The 24027-nt window shown below is 64.3% G+C and carries 19 protein-coding genes; 10 read left to right on the plus strand and 9 right to left on the minus strand.

What is annotated here, in order from left to right:
* Nucleotides 1-7: 7 nt before the first annotated feature.
* From edd to ABC969_RS00135, 6 genes are all read right to left on the minus strand, one after another.
* Nucleotides 8-1867 (minus strand): phosphogluconate dehydratase, encoded by a 1860-nt coding sequence (edd, locus tag ABC969_RS00110; RefSeq protein WP_427916122.1) that lies wholly within the window; start codon nt 1865-1867, stop codon nt 8-10.
* The gene (gene pgl / locus ABC969_RS00115; protein ID WP_345862213.1) at nt 1830-2543 is read right to left on the minus strand and encodes a 6-phosphogluconolactonase; all 714 of its coding nucleotides are present in this window, start codon (nt 2541-2543) and stop codon (nt 1830-1832) included. Before pgl ends, edd begins: the two co-directional genes overlap by 38 nt.
* Before the next feature lie 185 nt (nt 2544-2728).
* Nucleotides 2729-4198 (minus strand): glucose-6-phosphate dehydrogenase, encoded by a 1470-nt coding sequence (gene zwf, locus ABC969_RS00120; RefSeq protein WP_345862214.1) that lies wholly within the window; start codon nt 4196-4198, stop codon nt 2729-2731.
* 52 nt (nt 4199-4250) lie between these two features.
* The gene (gene argC, locus ABC969_RS00125; protein WP_345862215.1) at nt 4251-5180 is read right to left on the minus strand and encodes an N-acetyl-gamma-glutamyl-phosphate reductase; all 930 of its coding nucleotides are present in this window, start codon (nt 5178-5180) and stop codon (nt 4251-4253) included.
* Nucleotides 5177-5575 carry an SH3 domain-containing protein gene (locus ABC969_RS00130; protein WP_345862216.1) on the minus strand — a complete coding sequence of 133 codons (399 nt, stop codon included), beginning with the start codon at nt 5573-5575 and terminating at the stop codon, nt 5177-5179. The genes argC and ABC969_RS00130 overlap by 4 nt, the downstream gene beginning before the upstream one ends.
* Entirely contained in the window at nt 5511-5831 is a 321-nt protein-coding gene (locus ABC969_RS00135; protein ID WP_345863762.1) for a MarR family transcriptional regulator, read from the minus strand. The genes ABC969_RS00130 and ABC969_RS00135 overlap by 65 nt, the downstream gene beginning before the upstream one ends.
* A 251-nt stretch (nt 5832-6082) precedes the next feature.
* Between ABC969_RS00135 and secG the strand changes: the two genes are divergently transcribed.
* Nucleotides 6083-6448, plus strand: a complete 366-nt coding sequence (secG, locus tag ABC969_RS00140; RefSeq protein ID WP_345862217.1) for a preprotein translocase subunit SecG — start codon at nt 6083-6085, stop codon at nt 6446-6448.
* 89 nt (nt 6449-6537) lie between these two features.
* Nucleotides 6538-8172, plus strand: a complete 1635-nt coding sequence (pyrG, locus tag ABC969_RS00145; RefSeq protein ID WP_345862218.1) for a CTP synthase — start codon at nt 6538-6540, stop codon at nt 8170-8172.
* Nucleotides 8173-8232: 60 nt separating this feature from the next.
* On the opposite strand, the gene ABC969_RS00150 is transcribed toward pyrG, so the two are convergent.
* Entirely contained in the window at nt 8233-8700 is a 468-nt protein-coding gene (locus ABC969_RS00150; protein WP_345862219.1) for an Hsp20 family protein, read from the minus strand.
* 397 nt (nt 8701-9097) lie between these two features.
* Between ABC969_RS00150 and ABC969_RS00155 the strand changes: the two genes are divergently transcribed.
* From ABC969_RS00155 to ABC969_RS00190, 8 genes are all read left to right on the plus strand, one after another.
* A complete protein-coding gene (locus tag ABC969_RS00155) occupies nt 9098-11566 on the plus strand; it encodes a TonB-dependent receptor (protein WP_345863763.1) in 2469 nt (822 codons plus the stop codon).
* A 496-nt stretch (nt 11567-12062) separates the two neighbouring features.
* A complete protein-coding gene (locus ABC969_RS00160) occupies nt 12063-13313 on the plus strand; it encodes a lipoprotein-releasing ABC transporter permease subunit (RefSeq protein ID WP_345862220.1) in 1251 nt (416 codons plus the stop codon).
* Nucleotides 13306-13980, plus strand: a complete 675-nt coding sequence (locus tag ABC969_RS00165) for an ABC transporter ATP-binding protein (protein WP_345862221.1) — start codon at nt 13306-13308, stop codon at nt 13978-13980. The genes ABC969_RS00160 and ABC969_RS00165 overlap by 8 nt, the downstream gene beginning before the upstream one ends.
* Nucleotides 13977-14567: a GNAT family N-acetyltransferase gene (locus ABC969_RS00170; protein WP_345862222.1), complete on the plus strand. Its 591-nt coding sequence runs from the start codon at nt 13977-13979 to the stop codon at nt 14565-14567. Before ABC969_RS00165 ends, ABC969_RS00170 begins: the two co-directional genes overlap by 4 nt.
* Nucleotides 14564-15049 (plus strand): glutathione peroxidase, encoded by a 486-nt coding sequence (locus ABC969_RS00175; RefSeq protein ID WP_345862223.1) that lies wholly within the window; start codon nt 14564-14566, stop codon nt 15047-15049. Before ABC969_RS00170 ends, ABC969_RS00175 begins: the two co-directional genes overlap by 4 nt.
* A 176-nt stretch (nt 15050-15225) precedes the next feature.
* Nucleotides 15226-18816 (plus strand): DNA polymerase III subunit alpha, encoded by a 3591-nt coding sequence (gene dnaE / locus ABC969_RS00180; RefSeq protein ID WP_345862224.1) that lies wholly within the window; start codon nt 15226-15228, stop codon nt 18814-18816.
* A gap of 250 nt (nt 18817-19066) precedes the next feature.
* On the plus strand, nt 19067-20635 hold the full coding sequence (locus ABC969_RS00185) for a long-chain fatty acid--CoA ligase (protein ID WP_345863764.1): 1569 nt from the start codon (nt 19067-19069) through the stop codon (nt 20633-20635).
* Nucleotides 20636-20682: 47 nt separating this feature from the next.
* The gene (locus tag ABC969_RS00190; RefSeq protein WP_486669486.1) at nt 20683-21465 is read left to right on the plus strand and encodes an EAL domain-containing protein; all 783 of its coding nucleotides are present in this window, start codon (nt 20683-20685) and stop codon (nt 21463-21465) included.
* On the opposite strand, the gene ABC969_RS00195 is transcribed toward ABC969_RS00190, so the two are convergent.
* Together ABC969_RS00195 and ABC969_RS00200 are read right to left on the minus strand one after the other, a co-directional pair.
* A complete protein-coding gene (locus ABC969_RS00195) occupies nt 21462-22532 on the minus strand; it encodes a PA0069 family radical SAM protein (protein WP_345862225.1) in 1071 nt (356 codons plus the stop codon). The two genes, ABC969_RS00190 and ABC969_RS00195, sit on opposite strands and share 4 nt — an antisense overlap.
* A 44-nt stretch (nt 22533-22576) precedes the next feature.
* Nucleotides 22577-24016 carry a S41 family peptidase gene (locus tag ABC969_RS00200; RefSeq protein ID WP_345862226.1) on the minus strand — a complete coding sequence of 480 codons (1440 nt, stop codon included), beginning with the start codon at nt 24014-24016 and terminating at the stop codon, nt 22577-22579.
* Between the last annotated feature and the right edge of the window lie 11 nt (nt 24017-24027).

The following is a 24027-nucleotide window of genomic DNA, read 5'->3' on the forward strand; positions in this document are numbered from 1 at the left end:
GTGTTCCTTACCAACCCATCGCCGCGAGCATGGCGGATCCGCCGCGCTCCGCTTCGTTCGCCTGTGCGCGCATCAGCGCAAACAATTCGCGCCCCATGCCGACCGCAGGAGCGGGGGCGGGGGCAAAATCGCGCGCCGCCCACTCGGCCGGATCGACCAAGGCAACCAGCTCGCCCGTCTCGGCGCTCAGTCGGATGACATCACCGTCGCGGACTTTGCCCAGCGGACCGCCACCCAGCGCCTCGGGGCTGGAATGGATCGCGCACGGCACCTTGCCGCTGGCACCCGACATGCGCCCGTCGGTGACCAAAGCGACACGGAAGCCCTTGTTTTGCAGCACGCCCAGCGGCGGGGTCAGCTTGTGCAGTTCGGGCATGCCGTTGGCGCGCGGCCCCTGGAAGCGCACCACCACCACGACATCGCGATCGAGCTCGCCCGCCTGAAATGCATCCTGCACTTGCTGCTGGGTGGAGAAGACGCGCGCCGGTGCCTCGATCGTCCAGCGATCGCGGTCGACCGCACTGACCTTGATGCACGCGCGGCCGAGATTGCCGGCGAGGATGCGGAAGCCGCCCTCGGCGGAAAACGGCGTCGCTGCGGGACGGACGATCGTGTCATCCTTGCTTGGGCCCGGATCGCTCCACTTGAGAAGCTCGTTGGCGATGTCCGGCTTCGTGCCGAAATCCGCCATCGTCGCGCCACCGGCGGTGAGCACGTCGCCGTGCATCAGGCCTTCGCCGAGCAATTCGCGGATCACATACGGCATGCCGCCGGCATCTTCGAACTGGTTCACGTCCGCCGCGCCGTTGGGATAGACGCGCGCAATCAGCGGCACGACCTTAGACAGGCGATCGAAATCCTCCCAGTCGATCACGATTCCGGCGCACGCGGCGATCGCCGGCAGATGGATCAGATGATTGGTCGAGCCACCCGTGGCGAGCAGCCCGATCGCGGCGTTGACGATCGCGCGCTCGTCGATGCACTGGCCGATCGGGCGATAATCCTCGCCCTGCCAGCCGATCGCGGCGATGCGGTGCACCGCGGCGCGGGTCAGTTCCTGGCGCAATTTGGTGCCCGGATTGGCGAAGGCGGCACCGGGGATGTGGAGCCCCATCATCTCCATCATCATCTGGTTCGAATTGGCGGTGCCGAAGAAGGTGCAGGTGCCCTTGCCGTGATAGGCGGCGATCTCGGCATCGAGAAGCTCCTCGCGGCTGGCCTCGCCGACCGCATAGCGCTCGCGCACCGCTGCCTTGGCCTTGTTGGCGAGCCCGGTACGCATCGGGCCGCCGGGGATCAGCAACATCGGCAGATGGCCGAAGCGCAGCGCGCCCATCAGCAGCCCGGGGACGATCTTGTCGCAGATGCCGAGCAACGCCGCGCCCTCGAACAGCCCGTGGCTGAGCGCGATTGCCGTGCTCATGGCGATCGTGTCTCGGCTGAACAGCGACAGCTCCATGCCGGGATAGCCCTGCGTCACGCCGTCGCACATCGCCGGCACGCCGCCCGCAACCTGCGCGGTGACGCCCGCCTCGCGCGCCCACACCTTCATCTGCTCGGGATAACGATAGTAAGGCGCGTGCGCCGAGAGCATGTCGTTATAGGCGGTGACGATGCCGATGTTCATGGCGCTGCCGGGGCGCATCGCATCGCGATCCTCGTCCGTCCCGGCATAACCGTGCGCCAGATTGGCGCAGCCCAGGCTGGGCCGTTCCAGGCCATGATCACGCTCATGCTGGATCAGCGCCAGATAGGCGTCACGCGTCGGCTTCGATCGCGTGATCATCCGGTCCGTCACGGCACCGATTTCGGCATTGAGCGCAGTCATGTCATTCGCTCCAGTGGATATCGACCGGCAGTTCGGCATCAGCGAGCACGCGACCGATGGGATAGGCGGAGGACGGCCCCTGCTTGATCGCCTGTTCGATCACCTTGCGCTTCTCCGCGCCGGTCACCGCGATCAGCAGCGCCTTGGCCGACACGATCGCCGCGCGCGACAGCGTGACGCGTGGCACCGGTGCTTCCTTGGGCAGCGGATCGGGCAGCACGCCCAGCGCGCGGCGCTCCTTCGGCCCGGCAATCGCTTCATCGAAATCGGGGCCGGGGAAGATCGAGGCGGTGTGCCCGTCGCCGCCGACGCCGAGCAGGCACAGGTCGAGCGGCCAGTGCAGATCCTGGCACAGCGCATCGGCCGAGCGGCCTGCTGCTTTATAATCTGCCGCCTTGTCGCTGACGATCGGCATTACCCGCGCGCCCTTGGGCAGGAAGGTCTTGGCGATCATCGTGACATTGCTCAGCGGATCGCCGAGCGGCACGATACGGTCATCGGTGGGGATGATCGTCACGCGCTTCCAGTCGATCTTGGCTTCGGCCAGCTTAGCGTAGATCGGGATCGGCGTCTTGCCGCCGGACAGCGCGATGACCGCCGCGCCGCGTGCATCGATTGCGCTTTCGATGATGAAGGCGATGTCGCCGGCAACGGCCGCGGCCATCTCCTCGGCATCGTCATAATCCCACCATTCGATTTCGTGTTCGTCGCTCATGATGTTTCCAATCTTCTCGTATCTCTTAGCCCTCTCCCGCCCTTCGCGGGAGAGGGTTGGGTGAGGGTCTTGTTCTTTTCGGACGCCCGCCAAAAAAGAAGACCCTCACCGCTGCGACTAGGCCGGCATGAAGAATGCCGACCAAGTCTCGCTCCTCTCCCGCAGGCGGGAGAGGGCGTCGAAAGTCAATCGTCCTGCCAGGTCACCCCGTCGCGCTCGCTCAGCGCTACCGCCGCCGATGGCCCCCAGCTGCCCGACGGATAGCTTTTCGGCTTGACTGCGCCCGCCTCCCATCCGGCGCGGATCGCATCGGTCCACTCCCATTGCGCCTCGACCTCGTCGCGGCGCACGAACAGAGTGGGATCGCCCTCGATCAGATCGAGCAGCAGGCGTTCATAAGCGATGCGCCGCCGCGATCCGGCAAACGCGCTGTCCATGCTGAGATTGAGCGGCACCTCGCGCAGCCGGATGCCGTCGCGATCGAGCCCCGGCTCCTTGGCCATGACCAGCAGCTGGACATATTCCTCGGGCTGCAGGCGGATCACCAGCACGTTGGGTTGCAGCGTGCCGCCGCGCCCGGCGAACATCGAATGCGGCACCGGCTTGAACTGGATGGCGATCTCGGAGCGCCTGGTCGCCATGCGCTTGCCGGTGCGCAGATAGAAGGGCACGCCTTGCCAGCGCCAGTTATCGACATGCGCCTTGATCGCGACGAACGTCTCGGTGGTCGATGGTTTGCCCAATTCGTCGGCATAACTTTTGACGATCTCGCCACTCACCGCGCCCTCGCCATATTGGCCGGTCACCGTCAGATTGGGCACGTCCTCGGAACGCATCTGGCGCAGCGAGCGGAAAACCTTGGCCTTTTCGTCGCGGATCGCGGTGCCGTCGAACCGGGCAGGGGGCTCCATCGCGACCAGCGCGAGCAATTGCAGCATGTGGTTGGTGACCATGTCGCGCAGCGCGCCGGCGGTTTCGTAATAGCCCGCGCGATCCTCCAGCCCGACCGTCTCGGCAATGGTGATCTGCACATTGTCGATCCCGCGCGCATTCCACACCGGCTCAAAAAACGAATTGCCAAAGCGCAGCGCCAGAATGTTCTGCACGGTCTCCTTGCCGAGATAGTGGTCGATGCGGAACGTGCGCTCCTCGGGGAAAGCTGTCGCCACCGTATCATTGATCGTGCGGCTGCTCTCCAGATCGTAGCCGAGCGGCTTTTCCAGCCCGATGCGCACCGTCGGCCCGGCCAGCCCGGCGGAATCGAGGCCCTTGATGACCGGCTCGAACAACGACGGCGCGGTCGACAGGAAAATCGCCAGTCCGCCGGCCACGTCACCGACCTTGGCGGCCAGATCCTGATAATGCGCTATGTCCGTTGCATCGAGCGCCTGATAGCCGATCCGCTCGAGAAACGATTGCACCGCATTTGCGTCCTTGCGATCCTCCGGCAGGAATTCGTCGAGCGCGGCCTTGGCGAATTCCCGGTAGCTGGCGTCGTCATGCTCGGAGCGCGCGGTGCCGGTAATCGTCAGCCCCTCGGGCAGCAGATGATCGGCGTGCAGCCCATAAAGCGACGGCAGCAACATGCGCTGCGCCAGATCGCCGGTCGCGCCGAACAGCAGCAATTTGCTCACCGGGGTGCGGGTCGTCGGCATAGGCTTGCTTTCCGTTATTGGGGTGAGCCGTAATCCGGCTGCGGCAGAGTGACTAGAGCGTCAGCCCGGCGACCGGATCGAATCCCGCCATAATGTTGAGGTTCTGTACGGCCGCGCCGGCGGCACCCTTGCCGAGATTGTCCAGCGTGGCGATGAATCGCGCCTGCCCGGTATCGACACTGCCGCATACGCGCAGCGTCAGCCGATCACTGCCGGCATCGGCCTCGATTGCTACGGTTTTGGCATCGTTGTCGCCGATGTGGATCAAGGGTGAATCACGATACGCCTCGGCCAGGACCGCTTCGCACACGTGCAGGCTCGGGCGGCGTGAAAAAGCGTGCAGCGGCAGCGGCACCTCGACGATCATGCCGCGATAGGTGTTGGCGACCGAGGGCGCGAACAGCGGCGGATGCTCGATCCGCGCATGTTTCTGCATCTCGGCAACATGCTTGTGCGCCAGGCCAAGGCCGTAAGCGCGCGCTGCGGGCGGCGTGGCGCTGTCACGATAGTTGGCGATCATCGCCTTGCCCCCGCCGGAATAACCCGACACGGCGTTGACGCTCAGTGGCCATTCAACCGGCACCAGTCCAGCGCGCACCAGCGGCCGCACCAGCGCAAGGAAGCCAGTGGGATAGCAACCGGGATTGCTGACCCTTTTGGCCTCGGCGATCATCGCCTGCTGACCCGGCTCCAGTTCGGGGAAACCATAGGTCCAGCCCTCGGTCACACGGTGCGCGCTCGATGCGTCGATCACGCGCGTGCGGTCGTTGGCGATCAGCGCCACGGCATCGCGCGCGGCATCGTCCGGCAGGCACAGGATAACGAAATCGGCGTCGTTGAGCGCTTGCGTACGGGCCGTAATGTCTTTGCGCAGCGCCTCGTCGAGCTGGATTATCGCAATATCGTCGCGTCCGGCGAGCCGCTCGCGGATTTCAAGCCCGGTCGTGCCCTCGGCGCCATCGATGAATACGCTGACCGTCATGCCCGTGGCCCAATCGCATCTGCCAGAATATAGCCGACCAACCCCTGGGCGGGCGCCAAGCCCCAGGCGTTCATCCCGGCCAGTTCGAGCACCTCAAACGTGTCGCCGGCCATTAACTGCGCGATCTCGGCAGCATCAGCGGCGGCCGCTTCCCTCAAGCTGGCATCCTGCGTGAGAATGACGGCCATGGGCGCCGCATAATGCGGCGCAAAAACGCGGTCGGCAAGGCGCAGATCGGCAAGGTCGCCGCGTACGGCATGCGTCCGCGGGTCGAGCGTCATCGAGCGGCCAGCGAGCGCAAAGCTGCTGCGTGCCGGCGACGGGGTATCGTTAAGCGACGGCGTGGCGGGGGCTTGGCTGATCGGCCTCGCCGAGAAAATGCCCGAACTCTTCAAGAAAATCTGCCCCTTCAGTGGTGCGCGCGACAAAGATGTTGCGTTTGTCGCTATCATCACGCTGCCGGCGCAGATAGCCCAGGCTGCCAAGGCGGTTCAAGGCGCGCGTCACCACGGGCTTAGAAACATTAAGCGCGCGCGCTAATCCGCGCACGGTATGTGGCCCGGGTTTCAGGTACACCACGAGCAATAATGCCATCTGCCGGTTGGTCAGATCCGGTTCGCCCGATCGCACGTAATCGACCAGCGCCTGCATCCAGGATCCGAGTGCTGAGCCGAAAGAGGGTTTTTCCAGTACAGTCGCCACAATGAACTTCCACCGTTACCCGATGCCTGCAGTCCGTCGGCATCGGGTTCATAACGCCCGCGATCGCGGGTGGTTTCAGGCCAGCAACGAATTGTTAAGATCAGCCACGCGGCGGGGCGGCTCGGCTCGACGGTTGATTGGCGGCGCAGCCTCGCCTATGTGCCCGCTTTCAGCACAGCCAAGAAACGTACCAGCACCCCATGTTCACTTTCCTGCTCGTCATTCACGCAATCATCGCGGCTGCCTTGGTGGCGGTTATCCTGATGCAGAAGTCGGAGGGTGGTGGCCTTGGCACCGGCGGCAGTCCATCGGGGCTGATGTCGGCGCGCGGCGCGGCGGATTTCTTGACTCGCTCGACTGCGGTGCTGGCCTCGGTGTTCGTCGCCCTCAGCATCGTGCTCGCCGTGCTGGCGGCCAATCGCCAGACGGTGACGATCGATCCCACGCTGGCACGTAAGCCCGCCGTAGCGGCGCCGGCGGCGCCGCTCGCGGTCGATCAGCAGAACGGCACGGCGATCCAGGCACCGGCGCCCGCCTCGAACGAAGCCGTGCCACTCGCACAATAAGCGCCCACCGCTTCTCGCAATTTTATTACTCACCTCCCGGAGTCGCGCGCTTGTCGCCGCGGCCCGATAGACGCTAGGCATTTGCTCCCATGGCGCGGTTTATCTTTATCACCGGCGGCGTGGTCTCCTCGCTCGGCAAGGGTCTCATGGCGGCGAGCCTCGCGGCTCTCCTGCAAGCACGCGGGTATCGCGTGCGCATCCGCAAGTTCGATCCGTATCTGAATGTCGATCCGGGCACGATGTCGCCGTATCAGCACGGCGAAGTCTATGTGACGGATGATGGCGCGGAGACCGATCTCGATCTTGGCCATTACGAGCGCTTCACCGGCGTGCCCTCGCGCCAGTCGGACAACATCACCTCGGGCCGCATCTATCAGCAGATCATCGCGCGGGAGCGGCGCGGTGATTATCTGGGCGCGACGGTGCAGGTCATCCCGCACGTCACCGATGCGATTAAGGAATTCGCCCAGGCCGAAACGGAGGATCTCGATTTCGTGCTGTGCGAGATCGGCGGTACGGTCGGTGATATCGAATCGCTGCCGTTCATCGAGGCGATCCGCCAGCTGCGCAACGATCTGGGCCGCGGCAATTCGGTCAGCATACACGTCACCTTGGTGCCGTATATCGCCGCCGCGGGCGAGCTGAAGACCAAGCCGACGCAGCATTCGGTGCGCGAGCTCGCCGCCCTCGGCGTACAGCCCGATGTGTTGGTGTGCCGCTGCGAACAGCCGCTGCCGGCCAGCGACCGCGCCAAGATCGCCTTGTTCTGCAATGTGCCGCAGGCCGCGGTGATCCCTGCGCTCGATGCCAAGAGCATCTATGCCGTGCCCGAACAATATCATGCCGAAGGGCTCGATTCGGAAGTGCTGCGTGCGTTCGGGATCGAACCCGGCGCCGCGCCGCGGCTGGATCGCTGGGCCGACATCATGGATCGCCTGCAAAATCCCGAAGGCGAGGTCACGATCGGCGTGGTCGGCAAATATGTCGGCCTGCCCGATGCCTATAAGTCATTGAACGAGGCGCTGGTGCATGGCGGCATGGCCAACCGGGTCAAGGTCAACGTCCAGTGGATCGACGCCGAATTGTTCGAGAGCGAAGACAGCGATATCGCTGCCAAGCTCGAGCCGCTGCACGCCATCCTTGTGCCGGGTGCGTTCGGCGAGCGCGGCGCGGAGGGCAAGATCGCCAGCGTCCGCTTCGCGCGTGAGCGCAAGGTGCCGTATTTCGGCATTTGCTTCGGCATGCAGATGGCCTGTGTCGAAGGCGTGCGTAATTTGGGCGGTATTGCCGATGCCTCGTCGACCGAGTTTGGCCCCACGTCCGAACCCGTCGTCGGCATGATTACCGAATGGATGACCGCGGAAGGCGTGCAGAAGCGCGAGGCGGATGGCGATTTGGGCGGCACGATGCGGCTCGGCGCCTATGAGGCCAAGCTTACCGGCAACAGCGTGGTCGCCTCGATCTATCAGTCGGACGATATCAGCGAGCGGCATCGCCATCGTTATGAGGTCAACACGCATTACCGCGAAACGCTGGAGGCGGGCGGTCTGGTTTTTTCCGGCATGTCGCCGGACGGCATGCTGCCCGAGATCGTCGAGCGCCCTGATCATCCGTGGTTCGTCGGCGTTCAGTTCCATCCTGAACTGAAGAGCAAGCCGTTCGACCCGCATCCGCTGTTTGCCAGCTTTGTGGCAGCGGCGGTCAAGCAAAGCCGCTTGGTTTGAACAAAAAGGCGCCCGGGCGACAAGCCCGGACGCCATGTTAACACCAGTAGGGCGAATGGCTTACGCCGCCTGCGACGTCTGATCCTCGACCGCGGCCGGCGGCGCGCCGGTCTTGATCGCGACGGTCTTGGGCTTCATCGCCTCGGGGATTTCGCGCACGAGCTCGATCGCGAGCAGACCGTCGTTCAGCCGCGCATCTTCGACGCGGACGAAGTCGGCCAGCTCGAAGCGGCGCTCGAAGCTGCGATTGGCGATGCCCAGATGCAGGAAGGCGGCGCTGTTGCCGTCTTTCTCGTCTTTCTTGCCCTTCACCTGCAGCAGGTTCTGCTGCGCGACGATCTCGATCTCGTCGCGGCCAAAGCCGGCCACCGCCAGTGTGATGCGATAGCGATCATCGGCGAGCCGCTCGAGGTTGAAGGGTGGGTAATTCTCCACCGGCGCCTGCCGGGCGCTGGTTTCGAGCATGTCGAACAGCCGATCGAAACCAACGGTCGATCGACGATAGGGGGTCAAATCGAACTGACGCATGAAAATTCTCCTTTGAGCAATTCACATTGATGCATCGACGTCCGCCTGCTGCGCGACGTCACTCCCGCGCGGCCCCGCAGGCACCACGCAGCAAGAATTTTGGAACGGACTGTTCGAGCGTCAAGAGGTCGCATTAGAAAAAATTCATGCTGTCCGGCGTCGAATGTTCCGTGGTCTGTACAACCTTACTACGACAGTCGTCAGAGCCCGGTTACCCGACCGTTAGCCTCCCTTTGGCGCAAAAGTGGCGCGCCCCGTCGCCGCACATTTCCAGAATATCAAGGTTTTTAAGCATTCTAAAGTCGGGCTTGGGGCACAGAAAGTTTCTCCAATTTATATCCTATCGAATTACTCGGCATTCTTTCCCGGCCGCTGCTTTGGCGACAGGGGGACGATGATGTTTGCACACGCCTGGCATGTTCTAATGGCCTCCACCGCCTCGCCGCTGGCTGTTGTGCCGCTGCTGGTAAAGCCGCTGCAGCAGCCCGCCACCGCGGATGCACCGGACAGCGACGCGCGTACCGGCGACGTCGTTGTTACTGCGCGTCGGCGCTCCGAGCGCGCGCAGGAGGTGCCGATCGCGCTGTCGGTCATCGGCGGCGATGAAATCGAGAAAACCGGCGCGTTCAATGTCAATCGGCTGCAGCAGCAACAGCCGAGCCTGCAATTCTACTCCAGCAACCCGCGTAACTCGGCAATCAACATCCGGGGGCTTGGCGCCCCGTTCGGCCTGACCAATGATGGGATCGAGCAAGGCGTCGGCTTTTATGTCGACGGCGTCTATATCGGCCGCATCGGCGCCTCGACGTTCGATTTCGTCGATGTCGCGCAGGTCGAGGTGCTGCGCGGGCCGCAGGGTACGCTCTACGGCAAAAATACCACCGCTGGCGCCATCAACATCACCACGCGGCCGCCGAGCTTCACCCCCGAAGCGCGGGTCGAGTTGAGTGGTGGCAATTATCACTTTGTGCAGGGCAAGGCCTCGGTCTCCGGTCCGCTGACCGACAAGCTTGCGTTGCGCCTGTCGACCTCAGCCACCACGCGCCGCGGCACGGTCTACGACGTCACCTCCGACGAAAGGCTCCATCGGCAGAGCAATCTGGGCATTCGCGGCCAGGCGCTATGGCAGCCGACCGATACGCTCGATCTAACGCTATCGGGCGATTTCAACGTCCAGAACCCGCTCTGCTGCGTGCAATATTATGCCCGCACCGGCGCGACGCAGCGGCCGATCGCACGGCAATATGCGGCGCTGGCCGCGGCATTCGGCTATGCGCCGCCCAGCACCGATCCGTTCGACCGCGTCATCGATCTTGATGCCAGCATCAACTCGCGCCAGGAAATCGGCGGTGCCGCGCTGGTGGCCAATTGGGATCTCGGCCCCGCGACGCTGACGTCGGTTAGCGCATGGCGCTATTGGGATTGGCAGCCGCAGAACGACCGCGATTTCATCGGCCTGCCGATCACCACCGTGTCGCAGAACCCGTCGCAGCAGAAACAGGTCTCGCAGGAAGTGCGCCTCGCGTCCAAGGGCCGCAACACGCTGGACTACACCGTCGGCGCATTCTTCTTTCACCAGACGATCGATACGCAGGGCTCGCAAGTTCAGGGGCCGGCGGCGAGCCGTTTCCTCTTGTCCGGCGCGGACGCCTCCAATCCCAACGTGCTCAACGGCTTGACCTCGACCAACACGATCAGTTTCGACAACAGCAGTTTCGCCGTCTTCGGCAAGCTTAACTGGGCACTGACAGACCGGCTGCACGTTCAGCCCGGCGTCAGGGTTAATTATGACAAGAAATCAGGCTTTTACGAATCGATCGTCAGCATCCGTAACAGCCAGTACGATTTCGTCGCCACCGCCGATAATGTTGCGGCGTTGCTCGCGGCGCGACCCGTCGGTGCCGCGCGGACGACCTTCCAGAATCAGATCAACACGCTGGCACCGCAGCGCTACAGCCCGGAATTCAGCGATTGGAACATGTCGTGCGATTTCACCGTCTCGTACGATCTTACTGCCGATGTTCACGGCTATGCGACCTATGCAAAGAGCTTCAAATCGGGCGGCATCAACCTCTCCGGCCTCCCGCTCAATGCGACCAGCACCGGCGTCGATCTCGCCACGCAGACCGTGAAGCCCGAAAAGGTCGATCATTTCGAAATTGGCTTGAAGACGCAGTTCTTCGATCGCCGCGTGACGGTCAACGCGGCTGCCTTTTGGACCGAGATCGGCGACTATCAGGCAACGGTAAACAACAATGCGATCAACGTGATCCGCGGCTATCTGGCCAATGCTGACAAGGTCCGCTCGCGGGGGTTCGAATTCGATTCTAGTTTTCGGCCGAGCCGGCGGTTCAGTGTCTACCTCAGCGGCGCTTATACCGATGCGACCTACCGCAAATTCACCAATGCGCCGTGCCCGCCAGAACTGTCCGGCGGCAGCGCCACCGCGCCCGGCGGGGTTACCGACCCAGTCGGCACGGCGGGCGGGCGCAGCCCTTCCTTTTGCGACATCTCCGGCCAACGCCTGCCGGGCATCTCCAAATGGTCGTTCTCTTATGGTGCGGAATATAATTTGTCGGTCGGCGGGGCAGGGGGCCAAGTCTATCTCGGCTATGACGGCAATTATCGCTCGCGTTTCTCGTCCAACCCGTCGCCATCGGCCTACACCTGGATCGACGGTTATTCGCTGTCCAACGTCCGCGCCGGATACCGCAAGGATAGTCTCAACGTGTTCGGCTGGGTGCGCAACGCATTCGACCGGCAGTATTTCGAACTGCTCTCGACGCAATCGGGCAGCACCGGGCTGATCGTCGGCCAGCCTGGCGACCCGCGGACCTACGGATTGACGATCAGCAAGTCGTTTTGAACCCAGCACTGCCGCTCTTCGCGGGAGAGGGTTGGGTGAGGGCCTTCTTCTTCTGTTTGTTTTTGTCTGGGAAATTTAAAACGCCGACGGCAAAGCCGTCGGTCGGGGCGGCGGATGCGCCGCCCGCCGTCGGTTTTGGGCGATCCGCTCTGCGGACCGCGGCGTCATCGCCGCCTTCGCCCAAAAGCAAACGCCCGAACTGTTTCCAGCCCGGGCGTCCTGCGTGACGATCGCTCGTCAGCCCCCAATATACTTCCGCTACACGCCTCTGCAGGCGGAGCTGAAAGCCAAGTCCCCGAACCACGGCCATTGCCTGTGTCTCAGTATGTATGTTGCTAGGTTGTGTACCGGCGCTTGTCATCGGCTATGTGCCGCGACGCGTTTGATTGCGCCCGTCCTGTGTCGAATCCGCCACAGTCGTGCCTTAGTTGCCAGTCCTCCCACGCCGCCGTAGAGAAGCGCGTCTCTCCTCGGGCCAAAGTGCAGCCATACCCTCATGATCCTGTCCCGTTACGAACGCATGATCGCCCGGCGCTATCTGTTGCCCGGCAAGGGCGAGGCGTTCATCTTTCTCGTTGCCAGCATCAGCCTTGTCGCTGTGATGCTCGGCGTCGCCGCACTGGTCATCGTGATGAGCGTGATGAACGGCTTCCGCGCCGAATTGTTCGACAAGATCGTGGGGCTGAATGGCCATGCCGTCGTCCAGGGCTATAACGGTCGCCTGCCCGAATGGCAGGATGCGCTGGCCAAAACGCGGGCCACGCCCGGCGTTACCGCGGCGATCCCGCTGATCGAACAGCCCTTGTTCGCCATCTATAACGGCCGCTCCGAGGGCATATTGGTGCGCGGCATGCGCGCGCAGGATCTGCGCAACAATTCGGTGATCAGCAGCAAGATCGTGATGGGCACCCTGAACAGCGTCACCCCGCGATCGAACACCATCGCGATCGGCTCGCGGCTGGCGGAATCGCTCGGTGCGGTGGTTGGCAGCCAGGTGACGATCATCAATCCACAAGGCCCGGCCACGCCGTTCGGCACGATGCTGCGCTCGATCAGCTTCACGGTCGGCGCGATCTTCGAGATCGGCGTCTACGATTACGACAAGACCTATGTGATGATGCCGCTGGAGGATGCGCAGACGCTGCTGCTGCTTGGCGACAATGTCGGCATGATCGAGGTGCAGACCAACAATGCCGATCGGGTCGGCGAGATCCTCGCGCCGCTCGCCGAACAGATGCAGGGCAAGGCGCAGATCCAGGACTGGCGGCAGATGAACGCGCAATTGTTCCAGGCGCTGGCGGTCGAGCGCGTGGCGATGTTCACCGTGCTGTCGATCATCATCCTGGTGGCGGTGTTCAACATCCTGTCGTCACTGATCATGCTGGTGCGCGCCAAGACGCGCGACATCGCCATCCTGCGGACGATGGGGGCGACGCGCGTCGGGCTGATCCGCATCTTCATGGTCGTGGGCACCACGATCGGCGCGCTGGGCGTGCTCGCCGGTTTGATCCTCGGCTTCATTTTCCTGTTCTACCGCCAGGGCGTGGTCAATTTCGTGCAGCTGGTCACCGGGCAGAATCTGTGGGATCCATCGATCCGCTACCTCACCGAACTGCCCTCCAAGACCGATCCGGTCGAAATCGTCACGATCGCGCTGATGGCGCTGATCTTCAGCTTCCTCGCCACGCTCTATCCCGCGTTCAAGGCGGCGAGCACCGATCCCGTGCAGGTGCTGCGTTATGAATGAGCCGATCCTCCGCGTCACCGGGCTGCAGCGCAGTTTCGTCCAGGGCGATGTCACGATCGAGGTGCTGCGCGGCATCGATCTGACGGTCGGCAAAGGCGAGATCATCGCGTTGCTCGGCCCCTCGGGCTCGGGCAAATCCACGCTGCTGCAGGCGGTCGGGCTGCTGGAGGGCGGGTTTGCCGGCTCGATCGAGATCGCCGGCAAGGAAGCGGCCAAGCTCGATGCGCATGGCCGCACCCTGGTGCGCCGCGATCAACTGGGCTTCGTCTATCAGTTCCATCATCTGCTGCCCGATTTCAACGCGACGGAGAATGTTGTCCTGCCGCAGCTGATCAAGGACAAGACGCGCTCCGAGGCCGACGATCGCGCCGTCGCCTTGCTCACTGCTCTTGGGCTTGGCCACCGGCTGACGCATCGCCCCAGCCAGCTGTCGGGCGGTGAGCAGCAGCGCGTCGCCGTCGCGCGCGCACTGGCCAATCGCCCCGCCCTGGTGCTGGCCGACGAGCCGACCGGGAATCTCGACGAAGCCACCGCCGATATCGTGCTGGCGGAATTTCTTCGCCTGGTCCGCGACGAAGGCTCGGCCGCCTTGGTCGCCACGCATAACGAGCGTATTGCCGCCAAGATGGACCGCGTGGTGCGGTTGCACGAGGGCCGGCTGGCATGAGCGTGTGGCGTGACACGCCGACGCTGATCGGCCGTCACGTCACGCTCCGCCCGCTCGATCGCGCCGATCGCGCCGCGATCCTCGCCGCGTTTGCGCACGGCCTCGAGCATGTCTTCGCCACGATCGTGCCCGACGAGGCCAGCATCGATGGCTGGTATGATCGGCTCGAACAGGAACAGGCGGCGGGCCGGGCGCTGCCCTTCACCGTGCTGGATGCCGACGGCCAGGTCGCCGGCGTCACCCGCTTCATGCGCATGGCCGAGCCGCATCGCCGGCTCGAGATCGGCGGCACGGTCTATGCCCCGCGCGTCCAGCGCACCGGGCTCAACACCGAAGCCAAGCGGCTGTTGCTGAGCCACGCCTTCGACACGCTCGGCTGCCAGTGCGTCCAGCTGCGCACCAACTGGTTCAACCGTGCGTCTCGTACCGCGATCGAGCGGCTCGGCGCGCGGCTCGATGGCGTGTTGCGCGGGCATATGATCACGCCGGGCGGGGCGCCGCGCGACACCGTGGTCTATTCGATCCTGGCGCACGAATGGCCCGGCGTGCGGCAGAATCTCGACCACCAGCTGGAGAAACACGCATGACCGCGATCACCGACATCATCGTCAAGAATGCCGATGGCAGCGCCGCCGATCTCTCGGCATATGCCGGCAAGGTGCTGCTGATCGTCAACACTGCGTCCAAATGCGGCTTCACCCCGCAATATGAGGGTCTGGAAGCGCTGCACCGCGAGTATGTGGACCGCGGCTTCGAAGTGCTCGGCTTCCCGTGCAACCAGTTCGGCGGGCAGGAGCCGGGCGACGCCGCGGAGATCGCCAATTTCTGCGCGCTGACCTATGACGTGACCTTCCCGGTCTTCGCCAAGATCGATGTCAACGGCGCCAACGCCGCGCCACTGTTCGTCGAGCTGACGAAGCAGGCCCCGGGTCTGCTCGGCACCAAGGGCATCAAGTGGAACTTCACCAAATTTCTCGTCGGCAAGGACGGCCAGGTGGTGGAGCGCTATGCCCCGACAACGAAGCCGGCGGACATCAAGGCGGACATCGAAAAGCTGCTGAAGGCCTAGTCACAACCGTCATCCCAGCGAAAGCTGGGATCTCAGGCGGCCGGCGCAAGACAGAAGCCGCACGAGACCCCAGCTTGCGCTGGGGTGACGGGCAGGGGCTCCGTCGACCCTATTCCCACAACAATTTTGCAAGCAGGCGGTTACGCGAATCAAGCAAAGGCGGCATAGTCACACACATGTCGCATTCCGCCTTCGTGCCGCTCCGCATCTTCTCCTCTTACACCATGCTGGACGGCGCGATCGAACCCAAGGCGATCGCCAAGCGCGCCGCCGAACTGGGCTACCCCGCCGCCGCATTGACCGATCGCAACGGGCTCTATGCCGCGATGGCGTATTCGGATGCGTGCAAGGGTGCGGGGGTGCAACCGATCATCGGCACCATGCTGGGCCTGTGCCGCCCCGACATGCCCGAGAGCGTGGACGTCCCGCTCGACTGGATCGCGCTCTATGCGCAGGATGAGACGGGCTACAACAATCTGTGCGAACTGGTCAGCCAGGCGCATCTCGGCCGCCCGCTCGAACTCTCGCCGCATGTCAGCTTCGAAACGCTCGCCAAACACGCCGAGGGCCTGATCGCGCTCACCGCCGGCCGCGAGGGCGGGCTGACGCGTCTGCTAGCCGAGGGTCAGCTGAACCGCGCCGAGGCTTATGCCGATCGGCTCGAACGGCTGTTCCCGAACCGCCTCTATATCGAGCTCACGCGCCGGCTCGACGAGATCGAGGGCAAGGCCGAGGCCGCGCTTCTCGATCTGGCCTATGCGCGCAACCTGCCGATCGTCGCAACCAATCCGTGCTGCTACGCCGAAGAGGATTTCAGCGAGGCGCATGATGCGTTGCTGTGCATCGCCAATTCCACCTACATCGCCAGCGACGATCGCCCGCGCAGCTCGCCCGATGCCTGGATGAAGCCGGCCAAGGACATGCGGGCGCTGTTCGAGGATCTGCCCGAGGCGATCGCCAATACGCTCGTCGTGGCGCAGCGCTGCGCGGTGTCCGCGCCGTATCGCAAACCGATCCTGCCGAGCCTCGCCGGCGACCGCGATGCGGAATCGATCGCACTCCGCGCCGATGCGCATGCCGGGCTGGAAGCACGCCTCGACAGGATCGAAGCCCTGCGCCAGCATTCCCACGCGTCATCCCAGCGCAAGCTGGGATCTCCAGCGGCAGGCGCCGGACAGGAGTCGCACGAGACCCCAGCTTCCGCTGGGGTGACGGAGAGCGAGCGCGAGGATTGGCGCACGCCCTATAGGGAACGGCTCGATTTCGAGCTCGACGTGATCATCCAGATGGGCTTCCCAGGCTACTTCCTGATCGTCGCCGATTTCATCAAATGGGCCAAGGATCACGAGATCCCGGTCGGCCCGGGCCGTGGTTCGGGTGCGGGCTCGGTCGTCGCCTGGTCGCTGACCATCACCGATCTCGATCCGATGAAACTGGGGCTGCTGTTCGAACGCTTCCTCAATCCGGAACGCGTGTCGATGCCGGATTTCGATATCGATTTCTGCGAAACGCGGCGCGAGGAAGTGATCCGCTACGTGCAGCAGAAATATGGCAGCGATCACGTCGCGCAGATCATCACCTTCGGGCGATTGAAGGCCCGCGCGGTGCTCAAGGATACCGGCCGCGTGCTGCAGATGAGCTATGGCCAGATCGATCGACTGGCCAAGCTCGTCCCCAGCCATCCCACCGATCCGTGGACGCTGGAGCGCACGCTGAACGGCGTCAGTGAGTTCCACCATGAGTATAAGTCCGACGCCAACGTCCGTCACCTGATCGATCTGGCGATGAAGCTGGAAGGCCTGCCGCGGCACAGCTCGACGCACGCCGCCGGCGTGGTGATCGGCGATCGCCCTTTGGCGCAGCTCGTGCCGCTGTACCGCGATCCGCGTTCCGACATGCCCGTCACGCAGTTCGACATGAAATATGTCGAGGGCGCTGGCCTCGTAAAGTTCGATTTCCTCGGGCTGAAGACGCTGTCGGTGCTCAAGAAGGCGGTGCAATTGCTCGCCCAGCGGGGCATCACGATCGATCTCGACGGGCTTGAATGGACCGACGAGTTGACCTTCAAGCTGATCCAGAGCGGCAATACCGTCGGCGTGTTCCAGATCGAGTCCGAGGGCATGCGCCGCACGCTCACCGCGGTGAAGCCGACGGTGTTCGAAGACATCATCGCGCTCAACGCACTGTATCGCCCGGGCCCGATGGACAACATCCCGATGTTCGGCCGGCGCAAGAACGGCGACGAGCCGATCGAATATCCGCATCCGTTGCTGGAAGGCATCCTCAAGGAAACCTACGGCATCTTCGTCTATCAGGAACAGGTGATGCAGGCGGCGCAGATCCTCGCCGGCTATAGCCTGGGCGGCGCCGATCTGCTGCGCCGCGCGATGGGCAAGAAGATCCAGAAGGAAATGGACGATCAGCGCGCCACCTTCGTCGAGGGCTGCGCCACCGCCAACAATATCGGCGCGGCCAAGGCCAATGAACTGTTCGACTTGATCGACAAGTTCGCCGGCTATGGCTTCAACAAGAGCCACTCCGCGGCATACGCGCTGCTGACCTACCAGACCGCCTATCTGAAGGCGCATTATCCGCACGAATTCTTCGCAGCATCCATGTGCTACGACCTGCATCTCACGGATAAGCTGGCGATTTTTGCCGACGACATGCGCCGCCTCGGCGTCGCCTGCGTGCCGCCGTGCGTCAATAACAGCGAGGCGGAGTTCAGCGTCGAGGCGACCGAGGACGGACTTGCCGTCCGTTTCGCGCTCGCCGCGCTCAAGGGCGTGGGCGAGGGCGCGATGGAAAAGCTCGTCATCGAGCGCAAGCAGAACGGCTATTTCGCCAGCATCGATGATTTCGCCCGCCGCGTCGATCCGCGGCTGCTCAACAAGCGGCAATTGGAAGGGCTGGCCGGCGCCGGCGCGTTCGATGGCCTGAACTCCAATCGCGCGGGCATCTTTGCCGTCGCCGAGACCTTGCTCGCCACCGCCGCGCGCACGCAGGAGATGAAGGCGAGCGGGCAGGGCGGTCTGTTCGGCGGCGACGAGGCGGCCGAGCCCGATATCAAGCTGCCGCTCAGCGCGCGCTGGACGATGGCGCAGCGCATGGAGCAGGAAAAGGAGGCGTTTGGCTTCTATTTCTCCGCACATCCGGTCGATCGCCACGCGCATCTCGCCAAGGCGCACGGCGCGCGCCAGTTCTCCGCCCTCGCCGATCTGCAGATCCCCGATGACGGCACGCGCGCCGGCGCAACGATGGCGGCGCTGGTCGAGGACGCAAAGTGGCGCACCTCGGCGCGCGGCAAACGCTATATGATGGCGACCCTGTCCGATCCCTCGGGCCAGTTCGTCGCCACCTGCTTCGATGACAATGTCGCCGCCGATCTCGAGGAAGCCGCGCGCAACGGCGGTTGCGGCGTGATCACCGTCGAGCTCGATCGCCGCCCCGGCGAGGATACGCCGCGCGTCACCGTCAAGCGCATCCAGCCGTTCGAGCAGCTCGCCAATCTGGCGCGTTTCAACCTGGTCGCCGATGTGCACAGCATCGCCGCGATGCGCCAACTGGCGGAAATGCTGGCCGATCATCGCGGCGCGCGTGGTGAGGTATGGGTCAACGCGGCGCTCCCCGATGGCCGCGCCGCGCGCCTGCTGCTGGGGCGCGATTTCCTGCTCGATGGCGAACTCGCCGGGCGGATCGAGAGCTTGCAGGATGTCGATCATGTCGAGCTGAAACCCGCCGAGACGCGGCTCGCGCTGGTCGGCTGAGGCGGTTCCACTCTCGCCATCACGCGTCACCCCAGCGAAAGCTGGGGTCTCATGCGGCTTCCGTCCGCTGCGGGCTGCGAGATCCCAGCTTTCGCTGGGATGACGACGTTTCCGTGCGCGCGACAGGTCTGTCCCGCCACTCGCCGAAGCAATTCGTTACAGTCGCGGGATTGCCCCAAGCGCCCCCGCGCCTATGCTGGCGCGCTAACACCGCAAGATAGCGGACGAGGAGAGCAACGTGCTGGGTGGAATGCAGGATTTCGAATTACGCGTGCCTCGTCTGCTGGATCACGCCGCGCGCGAACATGCTGCGCGAGAGATCGTCAGTCATTGGGCCGACGGCAGCGAAACCCGCACCAATTGGGCCGGTATTGCCCGCGATGCGAAGAAACTCGCCCAGGCGCTCGAAAAACTAGGCATAACACCCGGCGACCGCGTCGCCACGCTGGCGATGAACCATCACCACCATCTGATCGCCTGGTACGGCACGATCGGCATGGGCGGCGTAATCCACACGATCAATCCGCGGCTGTTCGACGAGCAGTTGATCTACATCGCCAACCACGCCGAAGATCGCGTGCTGATGTATGACAAGGCTTTCCAGCCGCTGGTCGATCGCCTCAAGCCGCACTGGACCAGCATCGAACAGTATATCTGCTTCGACGATGGCCAGTTCGAATCGCTGCTGGCGGCTGAGGACGGCAACTACACCTGGATTGAAGGCGGCGAGCGCGAGCCGTGCATGCTGTGCTATACCAGCGGCACCACCGGGCACCCCAAAGGCGTATTGTATACGCACCGCTCCACCTTGCTCCACGCCATGCATGCCGCGTCGGCGGCGGTGATGACGCTCAGCGCGCGCACCACGATGCTGCCGATCGTGCCGCTGTTTCACGCCGCCGCCTGGGGCCTGTGCTTCGCAGCACCACTCGCCGGGTGCAAGATGGTGTTCAGCCAGGTCAACGATGCCGCGGTGCTGTGCGGGCTGATGAACCGCGAGCGCGTCACGCTGGCCGGCGGCGTGCCTACCGTGTGGCTCGCCTTGTTCCAGCATATCGACGCCACCGGCGAGCAGCCCGCCACGGTCGAGCAGATCACCGTCGGCGGATCGGCCGCGCCACGCGCGATGATAGCGCGCTTCCTCGATATGGGCATACAGGTGATCCATCTGTGGGGCATGACGGAAACGTCCCCCGTCGCCACCGCCGCCACCCCGCCGCCCGACTGGGACGCGATGAGCCGCGACGCGCAACTCGATATGCTCCAGCGCCAGGGCAGCATCCCGTTCGGCATCGAGCTACGCGTGATCGACGATGAGGACCGCGAGCAGCCACGCGACGGCCTCTCTTCCGGCCGCTTGCAGGTCCGCGGCCCGTGGATCGTGCAGCGCTATTTCGGCGCCGCCGAAGACGCCGTTGATGCCGATAACTGGTTCGATACTGGCGATGTTGCTGTGCTACACCCCGATGGCACGATGCAGATCACCGATCGCGCCAAGGATGTCATCAAATCGGGCGGCGAATGGATCAGCTCGGTCGATCTCGAAAACGCCGCGGTGGGTTGCCCCGGGGTAGCGGAGGCTGCCGCGATCGGCATCGCGCATCCCAAATGGGACGAACGCCCGTTGCTGCTGGTGGTGCGCAAACCCGGCAGCACGGTCACCCCGGCGGAGATCACCGCGCATCTCGCGAACCATGTCGCCAAATGGTGGCTGCCCGACGATATCCTGTTTGTCGACGGCCTGCCGCACACCGCCACCGGCAAATTGCTCAAGACCGAGCTGCGCGCCCGCTACAAAGATTATCGATGCGGTAATTAACATAGGTGTGGCATGATCCGTTAAGTCCTCTGGCATAAGAGCAGATGATGACTGATCGTCTTCCCCCCTGTGCCGGATGTCGCGATGGCGCGACGTTCGACATCCAAATATCGATGGCGTTCCAGCCAATCGTCGACATCACGACGGGTCGGCCCTGGGCCTATGAAGCGCTGGTGCGCGGCGCCGACGGCGCTTCGGCCGCATCGGTCTTGGACCAAGTTACGGATGACAATCGCTACGCCTTCGATCAGCGCTGCCGGGTTGCCGCGATCGAGCGCGCGGTCGCCGCCGGGATCGTCGATACCGGCGCGCTGCTGTCGATCAACTTTCTCCCCAACGCGGTTTATTCGCCCGCCGCCTGCATTCAGCTCACCCTGCGCACCGCCAAGGCGACCGGCTTGCCGCTTGATCGTCTCATGTTCGAATTCACCGAGCAGGAACGGATGGACGATCCCGAACACGTCCAGCGCATCGTCGATTCCTACCGCGCGATGGGCTTCACCACCGCGATTGACGATTTCGGTGCGGGCCATGCCGGGCTCGGTCTGCTGGCGCGCTTCCAGCCCGATGTGATCAAGCTCGATATGGAGTTACTGCGCGGCATCGATATCAGCCTGCCGCGCCGCATGATCGTCGAGGCGGTGGTGGGGCTCGCGGCGCGGCTTGGCATCCGCATTGTCGCCGAGGGCATCGAAACGCGCGCCGAGCTCGATGCGGTGCGCTCGATCGGTGTCGATCTGGTGCAAGGCTATCTGCTCGCCAAGCCGGCTTTCGAACAGTTGCCGGCCTTTGCGCTGCCCGCCGTCCCACGTACCGCGCACGCCGCTTAGAACAATTCGCCCTGCGCCCCCTTCGGCGGCCGAAAGAGATCGCAGCGCACCGTCAACCGCTCTCCGGTGAGGCCATGTTTGCGGCAGGCAATCTGAAACCTTGTCCGTAGCAGCTCTGCCCACGGCCCTTGCCCGCGCATCCGCGAATGAAAGTCCGGATCGTTATCGCGCCCGCCGCGAAGCTCGCGGATCACTGCCATCACTTTGCCGGCGCGCTCGGGAAAATGCGTGTCCAGCCAGGCGCGAAATAAGGGCGCCACTTCGTGCGGTAGCCGCACGGGGATAAAGAACGCCGCTCGCGCGCCCGCCGCCGCCGCCCGTTCGATCAGATGTTCCAGCTCGTGATCGGTAATCGCCGGGATCACGGGCGCGATCGACACATAGGTCGGGATGCCGGCATCGCTCAGCTTACGCACCGCCGCCAGCCTTCGTGCGGGGGCGGGGGCGCGCGGCTCCAGCGTCATGGCGATGCGCGGGTCGAGCGAGGTGATCGACAGGCACACCGCCGCCAGCCCCTTCGCCGCCATCGGTGCCAGCAGATCGATATCCTGCGTCACGCGGTCCGATTTGGTCGTGATGGTCAGCGGATGATCATGCTCGGCCAGCACCGCGATACACGCGCGGGTGATGCGCCAATCGCTCTCGATCGGCTGATAGGGATCGGTATTCGTCCCGAACGCGATCGGTCGTACGACATAGCCCTTCTTGGCCAGTTCAACGCGCAGCAGTTCGGCGGCATTGGGCTTGGCGAACAGCCGGCTCTCGAAATCCAGTCCCGGCGACAGATCGAGATAGGCGTGGCTGGGCCGCGCGAAGCAATAGATGCAGCCATGCTCACAGCCGCGATACGGATTGATCGACCGATCGAAGCCGATGTCCGGCGAACTATTCCGAGAAATAATCGTCCGCGCGGCCTCCGCGGTTACCGTGGTGCGCAGCGTTGGGCTGGCCCCGTCGATCGCCGTGCGCTCATCCAGCCAATCGCCGTCAGCCTCGATCTGCGGCAGATTGAACCGCCGACTTTCCGCGTTGATCGTCGCGCCGCGCACTGCCCGCTTGTTGGCCATGTGCCAAGCATAGGCACACGATCAGAACAGATCAAGAACGATCATCACCGCTTTAGGGCCAGGGCACGTGCTTGCTCCACCGCCATCGGCAGATGGGCGGCCGTCAACCGTCCGGCGAAACTGGCGCCGTCGTTCGCGCGCACCCCCGTGGATATATCCGGCACGATCCCGCTGACCTCGTTGCTGCCATCTTTGCGAAACCGCACGCAATTCGGCATGTCGAGCACGGCGCCGCTATGCGACAGCGTCGTCGGCTCCTGACCATCGAGATGCCCGCAGCCCGCGCCGCCCGAGCGCGTACCCATTATGATCGCCGCGCCATTGTCTTGCAGCAGCGCGGCAAATTGCTCCGCGGCCGACCATGTCTCGCTGTCGATCAGCACGATCACCGGCCCCTGCCAGACGCTGTCGCGATAGGGAAATTGTGCCGCGCTGAACACTTCCGGCGCCCACCCCCGGCCATCCAGCGTGCCGGCCGGTAATTGCGGCAGCAGCCCGCTGGCGAAGCCGGATCGCGCCAAACGCGGGCATGCCGCACCGTCGCAGGGTCGTACTTGGTCCGCGGTCGCCTCGGCCTGCCCGGCAAAATCCAGCAGCATCGCCCGATCGTGCGGCGGTGCCTTGCCCGCTTCGCTGCGCAGCTTGGCCGCCAACGCTTGCCAGCGCGCCACCCAGGCGGGGCTGCGCAGCACGCCGATCGGCGCGGAGTGCAGCGCCACGGGGGAGACGATGCGCGCCGCCGCCTCGGCCCATTCCGTACCGCCGCCATTGCGCGTCAGATCGACCAGCAACACGTCTGCACCTGCGGCGCGAAGCTGTGTGATGGTCGTCATCAGCGCGCGCGTCATCTGCGCAAATGCTTCCGTCAGCACCCGATCGTCGCACCCGGCGTCGCACGGCTGCGTGATTGCCGTTCGCGTGGTCGCCACCGCCTGTGCACATAAAGACGGGTAGCCGTGCGGCGCGAAAATCCCCATGCGCACGACGCCGATCGTGCCGCCACGCGCATCGACCAGGCCTGCGTTGAACGGCCCGCCGGCATCGATCGGCCGATAGCCCGACAAGGCGGCCGCCGTTCCCGCGGTTACTTGGCCCGCTGTATAACCACGCGCGGCGCAGAAGCGGGCCACCGTGGGAGCCAAGGCCGGTGCTGCTGGCGGTGTGAGGCTGGGCGGAGACGAGGGGGCGGGCCAGCGCAATGCCAGGTGTCCGTCGTTGAAGCGTTCGACCAGGCGATCCATCGCGCGGCGGGCATCCGCGTCACTGCTGCCTCGGCGGATCTCGCTGGCGGTACGCGCAATCCAGGTGTCGAGCGAAACCTCGCGCTGCTCGGTCAGCCACTCGAGATTAGGATAATCGCGCACGATCGCGGCACGAAACTGCGCGAGATCGGCAAGCCAGGGGGCAGGATCCCACGCTGGCGCGGCGGCCAGCGAGAGAAACGCTGCCACGGCAAGCACCGTAGTTTTACCGGCAAATGTCATCACATCCCCCC

The organism is Sphingomonas qilianensis, assembly GCF_039614825.1.
GTDB classification, from domain to species: Bacteria; Pseudomonadota; Alphaproteobacteria; order Sphingomonadales; family Sphingomonadaceae; genus Sphingomonas; species Sphingomonas qilianensis.

Excerpts from the sequence above, each read along its gene's own strand:
- ABC969_RS00175 (WP_345862223.1), top strand. The coding sequence starts at position 14,564 with ATGACCGCGATCACCGACATCATCGTCAAGAATGCCGATGGCAGCGCC.
- secG (WP_345862217.1), top strand. The coding sequence starts at position 6,083 with ATGTTCACTTTCCTGCTCGTCATTCACGCAATCATCGCGGCTGCCTTG.
- ABC969_RS00160 (WP_345862220.1), top strand. The coding sequence starts at position 12,063 with ATGATCCTGTCCCGTTACGAACGCATGATCGCCCGGCGCTATCTGTTG.
- dnaE (WP_345862224.1), top strand. The coding sequence starts at position 15,226 with ATGTCGCATTCCGCCTTCGTGCCGCTCCGCATCTTCTCCTCTTACACC.
- ABC969_RS00150 (WP_345862219.1), bottom strand. The coding sequence starts at position 8,700 with ATGCGTCAGTTCGATTTGACCCCCTATCGTCGATCGACCGTTGGTTTC.
- ABC969_RS00185 (WP_345863764.1), top strand. The coding sequence starts at position 19,067 with ATGCAGGATTTCGAATTACGCGTGCCTCGTCTGCTGGATCACGCCGCG.
- zwf (WP_345862214.1), bottom strand. The coding sequence starts at position 4,198 with ATGCCGACGACCCGCACCCCGGTGAGCAAATTGCTGCTGTTCGGCGCG.
- ABC969_RS00195 (WP_345862225.1), bottom strand. The coding sequence starts at position 22,532 with ATGGCCAACAAGCGGGCAGTGCGCGGCGCGACGATCAACGCGGAAAGT.
- ABC969_RS00190 (WP_486669486.1), top strand. The coding sequence starts at position 20,683 with ATGACTGATCGTCTTCCCCCCTGTGCCGGATGTCGCGATGGCGCGACG.
- edd (WP_427916122.1), bottom strand. The coding sequence starts at position 1,867 with ATGCCGAACTGCCGGTCGATATCCACTGGAGCGAATGACATGACTGCG.
- pgl (WP_345862213.1), bottom strand. The coding sequence starts at position 2,543 with ATGAGCGACGAACACGAAATCGAATGGTGGGATTATGACGATGCCGAG.
- ABC969_RS00165 (WP_345862221.1), top strand. The coding sequence starts at position 13,306 with ATGAATGAGCCGATCCTCCGCGTCACCGGGCTGCAGCGCAGTTTCGTC.
- argC (WP_345862215.1), bottom strand. The coding sequence starts at position 5,180 with ATGACGGTCAGCGTATTCATCGATGGCGCCGAGGGCACGACCGGGCTT.
- ABC969_RS00155 (WP_345863763.1), top strand. The coding sequence starts at position 9,098 with ATGTTTGCACACGCCTGGCATGTTCTAATGGCCTCCACCGCCTCGCCG.
- ABC969_RS00135 (WP_345863762.1), bottom strand. The coding sequence starts at position 5,831 with ATGCAGGCGCTGGTCGATTACGTGCGATCGGGCGAACCGGATCTGACC.
- ABC969_RS00200 (WP_345862226.1), bottom strand. The coding sequence starts at position 24,016 with ATGACATTTGCCGGTAAAACTACGGTGCTTGCCGTGGCAGCGTTTCTC.
- ABC969_RS00170 (WP_345862222.1), top strand. The coding sequence starts at position 13,977 with ATGAGCGTGTGGCGTGACACGCCGACGCTGATCGGCCGTCACGTCACG.
- pyrG (WP_345862218.1), top strand. The coding sequence starts at position 6,538 with ATGGCGCGGTTTATCTTTATCACCGGCGGCGTGGTCTCCTCGCTCGGC.